Source organism: Agarilytica rhodophyticola, assembly GCF_002157225.2.
Lineage (GTDB): Bacteria > Pseudomonadota > Gammaproteobacteria > Pseudomonadales > Cellvibrionaceae > Agarilytica > Agarilytica rhodophyticola.
In genome coordinates this window covers 219,083-233,808 of the sequence record NZ_CP020038.1, presented here as the reverse complement: position 1 = coordinate 233,808, position 14,726 = coordinate 219,083, and the positions used below count along the sequence as shown (strand labels likewise).

Genomic DNA, 14,726 nt, shown 5'->3' with positions numbered 1-14,726 from the left:
TTCCGTTTTTTATTAGTATAGTTTGATCGAGTAAGACTTCAGCCCAATCGTGTTATTATCCGTCCGCACAGCTTCAGCAAAAAACCTCATAATAAAGGTATCCTCTAATAAATATTTTTTTATGCCTCATCGATATTTAACAACTAAAATACAATTAGGTATTTCGGAAATAAAACAACTAATGCAAGCACAACTATTTGTATAATGATGAAAGGTATAACACCTTTATATATAGTAGTCGTCTTCATCGATTTTGGCGCAACACCTTTGAGATAAAATAAACTAAAGCCGAATGGAGGGGTTAAAAAAGAAGATTGCAAATTCATTGCAATTAGAATTGCAAACCAAACCATGTCGATATTTAAAGATAGTGCGATAGGGGTCAGAATTGGTACAACAAGAAAAGCAATTTCAATAAAGTCTATAAAAAATCCTAAAATTAAAATGGCAACCATAGAGAGTAGAATAAAAGTCCATTTTTCTCCAGGTAATCCTAAAATAAATTCTTCCACTAAGTAATCACTGCCGGAGTAACTAAATACCATTGAAAAAGCTGTGGCACCTAATAATACAGCAAATATCATCGAGGTAACTTTTACAGTTTCAAGTGTAGAATCTTTTATCTTTTTAAAAGAGAATCCACCGTATAAGGTAGATAGTAAAATAGCTCCCATAGAACCAATGGAGGATGACTCGGTGGGCGTTGCTATACCGCCGAAAATAGATCCCAATACTGCGACTATTAGGATAAGTGGAGGTACCACATCTTTAATAGCTTGTATTATTAGCTCGGAACGATCTTCATTTTGAACAATAGGAGGACAGTAGTGAGGTTTTGCTTTACCAAGTAATAAAATATATAAAATATAGCAGACAATCAGTAAAACACCAGGCAACACCGCAGCTTTGAATAAATCACCTACGGATATCCCCATAACATCACCTAAGATTATCAAAATGATGGATGGTGGAATTATCTGCCCCAGAGTGCCTGATGCACAGATAACGCCTGCCGCAGTCGGCTGATGATAGTTGTTTTTTAGCATTACTGGCAGAGAGATAACTCCCATGGCAACGACACTTGCTCCTACAACTCCAGTGGAAGCAGCAAGTAAAGCACCAACTACAACGGTAGAAATCGCAACACCACCGGAAATACCACCAAATAATTTAGCAGATGACTCCAACATACGTTCTGCTAAGCCAGACTTTTGCAGTACAACCCCCATAAAAATAAACATGGGAATTGCCATTAAGGTTGTATTTTCCATTATGCTCATAATTCGATAGGGCATAAAAGAGAATAGATCCATGCCTAACATCGTCACGCCGACTAGCACAGAAACACCGGCAAAGGTATATGCCACAGAATAACCAAGAAAAAGCATTAACAATGCAACAACGAACAATACAATTCCAATCATTATTAAGCATCCTTCTCTGAATGGTTAACCTTACCCAACAATAATTGGATTTGGGTTAATACAACCTGCAGCAAACAAAGAACAACAAAAGCTGAAGAAATAGGAATTACTGAACGAATAATCCAACGATTAGGCAAGCCACCAGGGTCAGCACTACCTTCACCCATTTCATAAGATTCATAGGTATAGTCGATACCAAAATATAAAACCAACACAGATGCTGGCAAAGCTAGAAATAAAGATCCAAGTATATTAATACAAGCTTGTACTTTAACTGGCATTTGATCATAAAAAACGTCGACCCTCACATGCCCATCTTCCTTAAGGGTATAACCAATACCGAACATAAACATAGCGGAAAAAAAGTGCCACTCTAGTTCCTGCATGCCAATACTTACATCATTGAAAACGTATCTCGCTAATACATCGTAAAAAACATTAAGTAACATCAAAAACATCAAAATGCCACACAGCGCTCCGACGAAATCAATTACCTTATTTAAAGGAGTAATTATCAGTTGCATATTATTTCTAGCCAAATTAAATCTAAGCTACAGCGCAACTCCATTTAAGGCTTTACGCTGTTATTTAAGGATTTTAGGGGAGTAAAAAATTAGATGTTGGAAACTATTCGTCAGGAGAAGATACGGGGTCAAAACTATCGAGATAGGCTCGATCAGAAAAATTGGTCCAAGCGCGAACTTCTTCCCCGTACTGGTGGATAGAATCGAGAATACGTTTTGACATAGGATCGTCATTAGCAAACTGAGTTAGCAACTCATCGTTTGCTTTGCGTATCGCTTCCATAACAGGTTTAGGAAAAGTTTTTAGTTTTACGTTTGGGTAATTTTTTTGTAGCTCAGCCAAGTTAGTAGCACTCATATGCATAGCCTGTACATACATGTCATAGGCCGCCGTACGCATTGCAATAGTAAGAATTTTTTGTAAGTCTTCTGGTAGGCTATCAAATGCTTTTTTATTTACCATAAACTGCATTTCTGTTGCAGGCTCATGCCACCCGGTATAATAATATGGTGCAATCTTATGAAAACCCATGCGCAAATCGAGAGATGGACCAACCCACTCAAGAGCATCGATAGTCTTCCTTTCTAACGCAGTATAAAGTTCGCCAGAGGGAATATTTGTTGGCTTGGCACCTAGTTTTGCTAATACTTCACCAGCAAATCCAGGAATGCGCATTTTTAAACCTTTGAGATCTTCTAGACTATTAATTTCTTTACGAAACCAGCCTCCCATTTGATTGCCAGTGTTTCCGCCGGGAAATGAAAGAATGCCATACTTGTCATAAACTTCTTTCATTAGTTCCATACCACCACCATGGTAAAACCAAGCGTATTGCTCTGGAGTCGTCATGCCAAAGGGGAGGGTAGTGAAAAATAATGTATGAATATCTTTGCCTTTCCAATAATAGGATGCAGAATGACCCATTTGATATTGGCCATTTTTAACGAAATCAAAAATTCCCAAAGCTGATTTATGTCTGTTAGCAGAATCAATTCTAATTAACAAACGACCACCAGACATTTCTTTTACCATTTCTGCCATATTTTTGGTGGCATCACCAAACAGCGGAAAGTTAGGCCCCCAGGTCTCGGCCAAACGCCAGCGATATACCTTATCAGCAGCAGAACTTATATTTGAAAAAAATGCCAGACAGGCACAGACGATAGCGACCTTGAATATAGGCTTCACGGCGTTTCTCCACTTATTCTTATTTTGTATGGCACCTAATGTACGGAGGTCGTCATTGATGATAAATACGCAATTTGGGGAATGACTTTTTCCAAAAGTGCTATAATCGCTCAAATATTGAATACAAAGAAAGCATAACGGACATTTTATAAACAAAAAATAGATTCAAATAACGGCTCAGTTGTTAAAAAAGAAGAAATCTGAGAAGGAAGCGCTACTGCTTGAGGCACTAGAGATCGTCATGGGCTATGTATAGTTTAGCCTACCTATTTATAGTTCAACCCATTTATAGTTTAACTAGGTAGGCTAACTTCGGAATAAATGTCTGTTTGATTCTAATGATATTTCTATGGCTAGCGGAATCTCTTTGCCACTTGATGATTTGTATCAAGTGTTTGACTCCAACACTCGCCGTAACATTAGTTACTAGTTCTTTTTCATCATCGGTATCTTGCAACATAAAACTACCCAATGCCCCAGATACCGCTTCATATAATTTATTTTTGGCCTAGTGCCATTCCTTTTGAACGTCATGTAGTTTTTTTCAACTCGCCAAAGGTAAATCACTCAAGTTATAATCTTTCTACTTTCTCAAGCTCAAAGCGCAGATGAGCTTTATTCATTTTTCAATGTTTTACTAGAAAAACCTAGTATTAGGCCAAAAATTGCTATTAAAAAGAATGATAGAGGGAGAAGAACTTCCTTATCCTGTAGTTTAAATGAACCACCAATTGTTGCAGCAATTAATCCAAGTAACACTGCCAATATAGAAATAATACTTATGCACACTGCTATCATGACACCAAGCTCTTGTGTTTTTTAGAATCATTGACTCAACCCAAGGCAAATATTGTTGCTATACTATTTTTCACATCATTTATTCTTTAAAATATCTTTATTTCTATATACATCCAGCAAGAATTTTTCATTTTTGTTTATGTCACACTTTATATTATATGGAGACACACCAAAATTCTTAATCTCGAAAAATTATATTAACTCTGGAACATTAAAGCATTTTCCACGACATTTAACATAAACGAGTAATTATTCCCTTCACTCTTGTAATACTTGCCATATATCACATAATTATTTAATCTTTTTCCTTACTTAAAACAATTTTTCACATAGAATTAGTCTAGTTTTAGTTTATCAATCATTCTTTTAATGGAGTACAAGCCTGATGGGTGAAATTAAAATAAATAGTTCTGTTGGCAAAAAAGCTAAGAATCAAGCTATAGATGTTAAAAAAGTATATGCATTAATTAATGTGTATTTACGTGCACAACAAAAGAGTAGCTTTGATATCTCCGAAGAGAATTCAGAAGCTCTTGAAGCTGCGATAGCAGTGTTTCAAAAAGACTACGTCAGACTGTCGAACCCGGATTCGCTTATCAGCCCGAACGGCAAAACAATAAAGAAACTCAATGAAGTTTTGGAAAACACTTTTAAGCCTTTGGACATAACAAAACCAGATTTCGGTCAAGTAACCTGGGATTCAGAAGGTACAGAAGGCGGCCGTTTTCACAGCCGTAAGCTCCATGTTCCATCTTCTGCCTCAGGTTTAACAATTGGTAGAGGGTATGACTTACGTCGAAAAACCCAAAACACAATTCAAGCTGATATGACCAAAGCTGCTATAGATTCAGAAATAATTAACATTCTTAAGGAAGCAGCAGGGCTATCGGGTGCTACAGCAACTCAATTTATTATTGATAATGACTTACTAGATTTCCAGATATCTAACACTGCACAAAAAGCGCTTTTTAAAATTAGTTACGACTTTGAGGCTAGCGAGGTAAAACGTATTAGTGAAAAAGCTGACGTGGTTAAAATTTACGGTAAAACAGATTGGCATAAACTCAACAACAAAATTAGAGATATAGCAGTCGATTTAAAATTCCGTGGCGATTATACTCCTTTGGCACGTAGGAAAATTCAAAAATCTATTGCAGATAATAACTTATTGGACTTCAAGAAAGAGATTATCGATCAAAAGAACTGGCCAGACGTGCCTGCAGATCGATTTAGTCGGCGTGTTAAGTTCCTTTCGTAATGGGCAATATTGTATATGTATAAGTTCTTGCTTGTGTTTTGTTGTGTGCTTTCATTTTTAGCCTGTGCGCAGACAAGCAGCACAAGCACTCCTTATATTCCAGTATCTATTGATGCTGTTGAAACTCATCGTATAGGCGACGACTTGATAAGAGTGATTAAGCACAATATGGAAATTTCTCCAAAACTGGAGCTAGAAAGAATGAGCTTACCAGGCTTTAAAGTTCTCGAACAGAGATCTATTTCTTCTATTCAATTACCCAAGGAAAGGCTTATATTTGAGAATTCAGAAGGCGTCTTTGTAGAAGACGTTCAGGTCAAAGATAATACTATTTATATGGTATTCGATTACAGTTTTTCTGGCGGTGGATCTGCACTTATTAATTGTACCCTAACTGTAAGAAAAACCTTTGGAAAACTCATATGCGCAAGGGGCAAGTATCGCTAAAGATACGTCTATCAGCCATTGAGATTTTAATTTAATTCACAGCACCTAAAGCAATCACCAGATCAATCGCAAAGTATCCCGTGAAAGATGCTGTGGTCAATAACATGCCATACGACATTAGGTCACAATCAGCATGAACAGAGTCTAAAATACGTTCAGCTTACTGTCACCAGAGTCTATTTACTTAATAGATATACCATCAGACCAAAGCCTGAAAGAAAGGCAAGAGCAATGTTGCCGACAACGCCAAATACCAAAACTCCTACAGCAACTCCAGCTGCCACTTTAATAATCTCCATACTACTCTCTCCTTTTCCCCTTAAGCTTCTTAAGCGCTAAAATGAGTTGGTTTTCCGATTACATGTAATTTTTATATATTACATGTAATGTACATTATCACTTAATTTTTTAATGCACAAGCTAAATAGTAGGTTTAATAAACAGCTCATCCCTGCATGATTAAGGCGCTTTAATTTCGGATAAAAAAAGAGGAGTGAGCATTTGCTCACCCCTCTTATACCAATTGGGAACAACTTATTTGACGCTAAGAGTTAATGACAAACATCCCCTGTAACATCTGATACATTCGCATCTCCATTTGCAATAAAACCAAACTCCACAGTTGATCCAGGATTTATCGTACTATTCCAACCAAGATCCGTAGCTGTATAACTGCCTGTTATATTTGCGTTCCAACTAGATGTTATTTCAGTGCTATCTGAATAACTCCAGTTAACAGTCCAGCCAGAAACGGGCTCGTCACTGTTGTTGTGAAGCTTAATAGCTCCCTGAAAAGTGGTTCCCCAAGAGTTTAAAACAACATGCTCGCAAGTTACTTTGGGCACTGGTAGAGGTGTGGGCTCAGGGGTAGGTGTAAATGTAGGTGCAGGGGTGGCGGTAGGCGTCGGTGTATTTGTTGGAGAGTTACCAATCTGTGAAATATCTAGCCAATTAAGGTTGAACAAAAACCCATCAGGCCCACTAAATACCAAGCGCAGTGTCTGTTTTCCTGAATTAAGATGTGCCGACACATCCACATTAGTAAATACTTGCCAGTCCCCAGTAAAAGGCACCGTGGCTTCAGCTAGTTTAATATCATCAGCAACAATAGCAATTTTACCGCCGGCACCTGCACTAGAAACTCTAAAGTTAAATTTATAATCCGCTGTTTCTGCCACAGCTACATCAAATTCAACATAGTCTCCATTCTCAATAAAGCCGACAACCGATCCACCTCCAACATCTTCCGTCTGCTCTGTGTTTATGCCTAACTGTCTATAATAACTTTCCGCTTCGACCTTGCCTGGAATTGTGATTCGCTCCAACTCTAGAGCATCCATCGGAGGATTCATAATCGCATCCTCTAAAGCTGGAAAGTTCCAAGTACGCGATCTTCTTTGATAGGAGTAAATCCAGGCAATAGGGGTAATATCAAAAGCTTTAGAAGCCGCAGAAAATACTTCATAGTATTTTACTCGTGCCTCTATATTATCTTTGTTTGCCGCACCCCATTCTCCCAGCACAACAGCTTGCCCTTTACTAGTAAAAGCCTCGTGATACACTTTCAGAGAATCAATTAACTGTGCTTTTTCCGGCGTGGAACCCCACTCATCAGTGCCTCCATCTTTAATCGATTGGAGAGTAAATGGAAATGGATGATAGTTATGGATAGAGACAATAATTCTCTCATCATTATTAGGAATAACCAAATCTGATATTGCAGCGCCACCGTGGGCACCGTACTGTGGCGTCATTATAAATCTAGAGGCATTGTTTCCTCCTGTGGCTCTTATAGCGTTAACTGCAGCAAGGTTTAATTGATTAATGACGGCGCGATGCTCAGGTGTTCCACCGCTCCACTGCTGAGGTGTGTCAACAGCACGAGGTTCATTCATCGTTTCAAATATTAGATAATCACCGTAATCCTTGAATCTTTCTGCAATTTGAGTCCATACTTTTTCAAGCTGGTCGATTGTTTGTTCTTTTCTCTCCACTAGAGGGCTTAACCATTTGCCTTTATCCTCTCCCGGTTTATAGTCATCATGGTGGATATTGATAATAACGTACATATCGTTAGTAAAAGCATAATTGGCAACTTCTTCAACCCTATCTAGCCATGCACTATCGATGACGAAATCTGGCCCAGGCCCCATATGGTTATACCAGGTCACAGGGATTCTAAGCGTTTTAAAACCTCTATCACTGATGTCGCTGATCATTTCTAAGGTGGTAATAGGGTTACCCCAACAACCCTCATCACCTAAGCCAAAATTACAACCGTGAGCATCTAGCGTATTCCATAAATTTGCGCCAGGCGACATTTCTGCAGCTATCTCCATTCCAGTAATATTTTCTCGCATACCTGTAGAAGCTGTATCCGCTATAGCGGCAACACTTGCTAAAGAAATTAAGGAGACTAAAGGAAATATTTTTTTCATATTTACGCCTTATAGGAAGGAATAATGAATTAAAAAAGCCATAGTTTTAAATTATGACGAACTAAGCTTGTTAGATTATCTAAAGGACTAGCCGAACGAGTATTTTTTATTTTATAAATGACGTTCGATAAATATTAAGCAATTAAAGGGCTTTTATATCTATGGTAAAAATATTGCTTCATATACAATAATTTTTTATTCTATAGCTACAAATTTTTTTTTAAACTATTTTAGACGTCGATATAAAATTTTAACAAAATATTAATTTTAAGCTAAAACAAGTGACAAAAATATCGTTTTGACTAAGAAGATTTAAAGCATACACACCGAAGAACACGAATCATGTAATTCAATACAACCATATTTTTTTGAGGAGGGCAGATTAATATACTTTTTAATCTATCTAACATATCTAGATAAATTCAAATAGCGATTTGAATATTTTGAAGTTTATTCGTCCTTGAATAAAATTTTTTATTTTTTATATTCCGCAAAGCTCTTACCTTCAAGCGCAAGCTTTTCAAGCAATGGTGCAGGCTCCCAGTAACCAAACTCATTTCCAAAAGTATCTCGATAGCGGCAAATGGTATCGTAAACCTTTCTCAGGCCTATCTGATCTGCATAAAACATTGGCCCGCCACGGTAGGGAGGAAAGCCATAGCCATTAATCCAAACCAAATCAATATCACTTGCTCGCAAGGCAATACCTTCTTCCAAAATACGTGCGCCCTCATTAATAAGAGGATAAATACAGCGAGTAATTATTTCTTCTGTATCAATTTCACGCTGTTCTATGCCTAGACGTTGAGCTTCGACTGCTATTAGAGCCTTTACTTCAGGTGAGGGTTGAGGAGTGCGTGCTCCGTCTTCATAGTTGTAAAATCCAGCAGCGGTTTTTTGGCCAAAGCGCCCAAGTTGATATAGTTTGTCACTAATAAGATTATCTCTCTCGTCTTTAGATGCGAAGCCATCTTTAGCTCGTTCTTCACGAACTTTAGCCCCAACGTCGTTACCGGCCAGGTCGGACACGGCAAATGGCCCCATAGGAAAACCAAAATCATAGACTAACTTATCAATTTGCTCAGGCGTTGCTCCTTCCAATAACATTAAACCTGCTTCTCTACCGTAGCCATGTAGCATTCGGTTACCAATAAAACCAAAACAAACGCCACTCATAACGCCTATCTTGTTAATTTTTTTACTGAGCTTCATTGCTGTTGCAAGTACGTCAAGAGCAGTATGTTCACCACGAACAACCTCCAATAAACGCATAACATTGGCAGGACTAAAAAAATGTAACCCCAAAACATCAGCTGGACGCTGAGTCACTGCGGCAATCTCATCGACATCGAGTGTTGACGTATTAGTCGCCAACATAGCACCCTGTTTACATACCCCATCAAGCTTACGAAAGATTTCTTTTTTGATCTGCATGTTTTCAAAGGCGGCTTCTATAACGAGATCTACTTCTGATAAATCGGAATAATTTATAGTGGGAATAAGCAAGGACATAAGCTTTTCAATATCAGCTTCCGTCATTTTACCTTTGCTCAGTGCTCTCTCATAATTTTTACGAATTGTGGCAAGGCCACGTTCAATTGCTTCATGACTAATGTCAACAATTCGAACAGGGATACCTATTTGAATAAAATTCATGGCAATACCACCACCCATGGTACCAGCCCCTACAACCGCAACTTGTTTTATTGTTCGCGTTGGCGTATCCGCATTAATATCAGGTATCTTCGCAGCTTGGCGCTCAGAGAAAAATAAATGGCGCAAAGCCTCAGATTCTGGTGATTTTAAGCACTCAATAAAGAGCTCTCTTTCTTTTGCAAGGCCATCATCAAAACTAGAACTAACGGCAGCCTGTACCGCTTGAATAATTCGTTCGGGGGCAAAATAACCTCGTGCCTGTTTAGCGATTGACCGACGATACTCGCTAAAGCTATCTTCGCTAACATGTTCAGCAGACATATTTCTCACAGGTCTAAGTGGAGCATTATCTGCCAGTAACCTTTCCATATAAGCAATAGCAGCGGCGACAAGCTCATCATCAACAACTTTATCTACAGCACCGATAGCCTCGGCTTTTGACGCTGATATTGGTTTGCCAGATACCATAATATCAAGGGCTGGAATTGCGCCGACCAAACGGGGTAGACGCTGAGTTCCTCCGGCACCAGGAATAAGCCCCAATAGCACTTCTGGTAAACCAACTTTAGCCGAGCGTTCTGCTAACCGGTAATCACACGCCATTGCAACCTCGAAACCACCACCAAGAGCAGTGCCGTGAAGCGCAGCCAAAACAGGCTTACCATTGCCTTCAATTGTGGAAATAACAGCATTTAAATCAGGGGACAGAGGAGGTTTACCAAATTCGGTAATATCCGCACCAGCAATAAACGTTCTTCCTTGGCAATGAAGTATAATGCCTGCCACATCATCATCTTTTTGCGCTGCAGTAAAACATTCAATTAACTCACTTCTCACTTGCTGAGAAAGGGCATTGACCGGTGGAGAATTTACGGCAATTAGTGCGATAGAGTTATGTTTGGTCAGGGTTACAAGGTTATTCATATCGTTATCACCTTCTAATTTCAATCGTTAGTCATCTTTATTATCAGTATTTTCAATGACATTGATGGTTGGGCGAGAGCAGTCAGTTGGGCTTATATCGTAACGCGCTTTTGCAATATTACCTAAAGTCCAGTTCTAATTATTGGACTCCGACCTCAGGTTAAGGGCGAGTGCGCCTTATATAAGGCGTACTCGCGTGCTGTATATCACTCCCGACCAGCGTAAACACACAGCATATACCAAGACTTTTGATATACATAGCTCCCCTCTCAAATGGCATGTAATGTTATGCACATAGCGACAATATCAAAACCTTAGGGGTAGTAAGTAAGTAATGCTTCAAGTATTACTGGCGTTTAATTTTGTCATCGTACTCTATGCAAGCATAATATTTATCTTTGACTAACAACGTAGTTCAACATTTCTACAACTTGTTCTGTTGTCGTTGCCCATGCAAAAGCTGCTGCATCAACCTCTTTTAAAGGATGAATAATATCTTCACTATGAAGGGTGATATAAGGTTTCCCCAGTGCAGCACAATAACCTGCATCAAAAGCAGCATTCCACTGTTTGTATTTATCGCCAAAACGTATAATCGCTATATCAGATTTCTCAATTAGTGTTTTAATTCTAATTGCATTCACCTTTGCAGATTTGTGATCACGCCAAAAACTTTTCTCTTCATGGCCCAATAAATCACCTGCAGCATCACTCGCTTCATGATTTGTAACAGCTGAAAAAAATGAAAAGTCATGTCCCTCACAACCTTTGATAATTTCCTCTCTCCAATTTGTATGTATCTCGCCCGAAAGATATACATTGAAACTCATATTTTACTTCCTCATAACCATGACTTTTTCTAAACTATTAACCTGGCGAGCTAATAGCTAATATGATAAAAAATATCTCACTATTATACTAGTTAGTGAGATATTTCACTTCTTTTTCAACTTATCAAAGGTATCTAACAGGTCTATTATTCTTGATAAAACGACACCTGTGTTGATTTCGCTTTTTATAACCCCCTTTCTCAGCAAATAGCACTAGAATTTACATTACCCTATAGATAGTTACTATTATTCACGCCACTCACTAGAGCTCAACTCTAGGATCTATGAACTTCAGCCATTGTAGACTCACTATCAGCCTATATTAACCAATATAACGTAGCATTTGGCGACATCCATTTCCAATTGATTACCCTTTTTTACTTATCTTTTACCTATGTGTGCATTTTTTATAGGGCTTTTACTAATGATAGTAATGTAAACAAGGCATAGAAAAGGAGAGTAGAATTCGTGCAAGAAGCATGTTGGATGCAGAGCATTTATCAAAAGAGATTAAAATACAAATTGGCCCTATAATTGAGCAGATCGAAATATTACACAATCAGACACAAACTATATTAGGCCTTCTCGCGAAAAGTTCTAAAGAAATAGAGAAAGTGGCAAGTTGGTCAAAACGTTTGTCTGTAGCAAGCGGAAGTATTTAATGAAGACCTCATTAAAATAAAAAATGTTATTTTAGTGATTAATGCTACTGCAGATACTTCAGGCTCAGTAAAAAATATGAAAGTGGGACAGCAACTAGTTGCACATGTATCAGAACTGAATAAACACTAAAGGATTAGAACCCATAGTCTAATCCCACTAATTTAGGTTGTTAGTTTCTATCATATCCACTGTCGTCAATCATATAATTTAGTGGTGAATATATGTGATATCCTTAATTCTATTAGCAATTCTAATCGTCCTCTAACATATGGAAATCAACTTTATGACTCCCAATGCATATGCTTTCGATAATTGGATTAGAACAGGATTTATTGAAATAAATACTGCTTTAGAAGAATTATATTTTGCTCAAGAAAATAAAGCGAATACCATTGATATTGGCAATGACTTAAAACAACAATTAGTTAACGAGGGGCAACACTATATCCAGGCCTTACTAAGAGAAGGTAATACCGATGAGGGTTTCGATGCAGGTTTTGATCTGCTTGGTAATGTGGGCCTTTATATGGGCGCTTGCAGACGTCATGAAATATCAGAATCCGAGCAATCTAAAAATGCTTCAGCATTGGCACTGCAACTTGGCGCCTCTCTAGGAGTTACACCTCGTTTTGCCACTAGCCATCTAACTACCCACAATTTCGCTCAGCATGGTGTTTATAAAGCATTTACATCTCTGCAAGCAGAAGCATTTTTTTTAGAATATAACACTCGGGGTATTTTTGCTTATAAACGCGCGGCAGATTCCCTGGTGCGTATTCTGCCCATTGGCATTTCACATCCCGTCGCCTGCGATCTGCTTGCAGCGGCAACACAGGCTATCGAAAATGTTATTGAAAACAATAATGAGCTATTTAGCAGACTTGATGTGGACCGCTTTTTTTATAATGTGCGACCTTATTACAAACCTTATAAAGTGGGGCAACAGGAATATCGTGGTGCCAACGCCGGAGATTTTGCTGGTATCAACGAGTTAGATGTTCTACTAGGACTATGTCAGCCAGAAAGTCCTCATTATTCGCAATTACTTGTAGATAAATTCTTATTTATGATGCCCGAGGATCAGGCCCGTTTACGAGACTGTATGCGTCGTAAAAGCCTGCTTGACCAGTTACTTGAAGAAATACCCAGGTCTCAAGCTAAGCCTTGGTTTACAAAAGTCGTTCAGGAGTTTTTAAATGTCTGCCATGCTCACGGTGAAGCAGCCTCCCAACACCACCATCAATTGGTAGAAAAATATATTACCAAACCATCTGAAGATATAGATCAGCAGTATCTAGAAAAGATTACTGCCAGCGGCCCGCCACTAGATGTACTACTACGCTCATTAAATAACTTAAAAGACCTTCGTATCGCTGCTAAACGCGATGATATACCCAGCCGTTATGCGGATCTTGAACGCTTACGCACAGCAATTAATACTAATAAAAAATAAAAGGGAAGAGCAATGATCAAATCCCAGTTTAAAGTTCCTGATGGCTCTTACCTTCTTAGTCATTCAGTTGGATTAATGCCAAATAGTACACCCACGTATTTTGAAGATCACTTTCTAGCACCATGGAAAAATACTCCACATCAAGTCTGGGATACTTGGCTGAAAGATATCGACAATTTCAGGAAAAGTTTAAGCCAGCTCCTTGGAGGAACATATACAAGTTTCTGTCCGCAAACGAATCTCTCTAGCGGTCTGGTAAAATTACTTTACGGTTTACCATTTCGAAAAACCCAATCCCATGTATTACTCACTGAGGCAGCCTTCCCATCTCTTGCCTACGTATTTAGCAAAGCCGGAAGCCAGTGCCAATTTATTCAACACGATCAAGATGTCCAAAATCTTGACTTGTGGGAAAAAGCATTACGTGATGATGTGGATATGGTACTGATTACCCACGTACACTCGAACACAGGGGAACGTCTACCCGTCCAGGAAATTATTGACATTGCTAAATCATTAAATGTCATCACTATAGTTGATATTGCACAATCGGCGGGGATTTTACCTATAAGCATAGAAAAATGGGATGCCGATTTTGTGATCGGTTCATGTGTTAAGTGGCTTTGTGGTGGGCCAGGTGCAGGCTTTTTATGGGTCAACCCCAATATTATCAATCAATGTAAGCCGGTAGATGTAGGATGGTTTTCCCATGAAAACCCGTTTGAGTTTGATATTTACGAGTTCCGCTATGCAGATGATGCACTGCGTTTCTGGGGTGGAACACCATCTGTCGCACCCTACGTAATTGCCAATAATTCCATAACTGAATTATGTGAATATGGCATAGAAAAAATCAACAAACATAATCAAAAGTTAACACAGCTTTGGATCGACGCCCTCGATGAGCGCTGGCTTAATGATTTGCTAGAACCAAATCAAAGAGGAGGGACGATAATACTTAAGCTCGACGACAAATGCGATGACCTTTCAGCAAAACTAAACACCGAAAATATTCACCATGACATAAGAGATCGAAGTATTCGTTTATCGCCCCATATTTACAATACTGAAGATGATGTAAAAAAAGTCATCGATTGCTTAAGGTAAATATTATTAGCTTAT

14 protein-coding genes are annotated in these 14,726 nt (G+C 38.5%); 5 read left to right on the top strand and 9 right to left on the bottom strand.

Annotated elements, in window-relative coordinates; translation table 11 throughout:
• Window positions 1–143: 143 nt before the first annotated feature.
• The 5 genes from BVC89_RS01010 to BVC89_RS00995 form a co-directional block, all read right to left on the bottom strand.
• A complete protein-coding gene (locus BVC89_RS01010) occupies window positions 144–1,424 on the bottom strand; it encodes a TRAP transporter large permease (RefSeq protein ID WP_086929444.1) in 1,281 nt (426 codons plus the stop codon).
• Between the two features lie 2 nt (window positions 1,425–1,426).
• The gene (locus BVC89_RS01005) at window positions 1,427–1,948 is read right to left on the bottom strand and encodes a TRAP transporter small permease subunit (protein WP_173780717.1); all 522 of its coding nucleotides are present in this window, start codon (window positions 1,946–1,948) and stop codon (window positions 1,427–1,429) included.
• A 103-nt stretch (window positions 1,949–2,051) separates the two neighbouring features.
• A complete protein-coding gene (locus BVC89_RS01000) occupies window positions 2,052–3,137 on the bottom strand; it encodes a TRAP transporter substrate-binding protein (protein ID WP_086929443.1) in 1,086 nt (361 codons plus the stop codon).
• 286 nt (window positions 3,138–3,423) lie between these two features.
• On the bottom strand, window positions 3,424–3,597 hold the full coding sequence (locus BVC89_RS29485; RefSeq protein ID WP_158657733.1) for a hypothetical protein: 174 nt from the start codon (window positions 3,595–3,597) through the stop codon (window positions 3,424–3,426).
• Between the two features lie 155 nt (window positions 3,598–3,752).
• Window positions 3,753–3,935, bottom strand: a complete 183-nt coding sequence (locus BVC89_RS00995) for a hypothetical protein (protein ID WP_086929442.1) — start codon at window positions 3,933–3,935, stop codon at window positions 3,753–3,755.
• A gap of 385 nt (window positions 3,936–4,320) precedes the next feature.
• Between BVC89_RS00995 and BVC89_RS00990 the strand changes: the two genes are divergently transcribed.
• Window positions 4,321–5,193: a lysozyme family protein gene (locus tag BVC89_RS00990; RefSeq protein ID WP_086929441.1), complete on the top strand. Its 873-nt coding sequence runs from the start codon at window positions 4,321–4,323 to the stop codon at window positions 5,191–5,193.
• Window positions 5,194–5,208: 15 nt separating this feature from the next.
• A complete protein-coding gene (locus tag BVC89_RS00985; protein ID WP_086929440.1) occupies window positions 5,209–5,640 on the top strand; it encodes a hypothetical protein in 432 nt (143 codons plus the stop codon).
• A gap of 176 nt (window positions 5,641–5,816) precedes the next feature.
• Here BVC89_RS00985 and BVC89_RS30475 read toward each other — a convergent pair whose 3' ends face one another.
• The 4 genes from BVC89_RS30475 to BVC89_RS00970 form a co-directional block, all read right to left on the bottom strand.
• Complete coding sequence (locus tag BVC89_RS30475) at window positions 5,817–5,939, bottom strand: hypothetical protein (protein WP_281260978.1); 123 nt, start codon at window positions 5,937–5,939, stop codon at window positions 5,817–5,819.
• A 252-nt stretch (window positions 5,940–6,191) separates the two neighbouring features.
• Window positions 6,192–8,078 (bottom strand): cellulase family glycosylhydrolase, encoded by a 1,887-nt coding sequence (locus tag BVC89_RS00980; RefSeq protein WP_086929439.1) that lies wholly within the window; start codon window positions 8,076–8,078, stop codon window positions 6,192–6,194.
• A 474-nt stretch (window positions 8,079–8,552) separates the two neighbouring features.
• Window positions 8,553–10,658, bottom strand: a complete 2,106-nt coding sequence (locus BVC89_RS00975) for a 3-hydroxyacyl-CoA dehydrogenase NAD-binding domain-containing protein (protein WP_086929438.1) — start codon at window positions 10,656–10,658, stop codon at window positions 8,553–8,555.
• 392 nt (window positions 10,659–11,050) lie between these two features.
• The gene (locus BVC89_RS00970; RefSeq protein ID WP_086929437.1) at window positions 11,051–11,488 is read right to left on the bottom strand and encodes a YtoQ family protein; all 438 of its coding nucleotides are present in this window, start codon (window positions 11,486–11,488) and stop codon (window positions 11,051–11,053) included.
• 479 nt (window positions 11,489–11,967) lie between these two features.
• Between BVC89_RS00970 and BVC89_RS00965 the strand changes: the two genes are divergently transcribed.
• From BVC89_RS00965 to BVC89_RS00955, 3 genes are all read left to right on the top strand, one after another.
• On the top strand, window positions 11,968–12,150 hold the full coding sequence (locus BVC89_RS00965; protein ID WP_086929436.1) for a hypothetical protein: 183 nt from the start codon (window positions 11,968–11,970) through the stop codon (window positions 12,148–12,150).
• A gap of 284 nt (window positions 12,151–12,434) precedes the next feature.
• Entirely contained in the window at window positions 12,435–13,604 is a 1,170-nt protein-coding gene (locus tag BVC89_RS00960; protein WP_086929435.1) for a PrnB family protein, read from the top strand.
• Window positions 13,605–13,616: 12 nt separating this feature from the next.
• Complete coding sequence (locus tag BVC89_RS00955; RefSeq protein WP_086929434.1) at window positions 13,617–14,711, top strand: aminotransferase class V-fold PLP-dependent enzyme; 1,095 nt, start codon at window positions 13,617–13,619, stop codon at window positions 14,709–14,711.
• Window positions 14,712–14,726 lie beyond the last annotated feature (15 nt).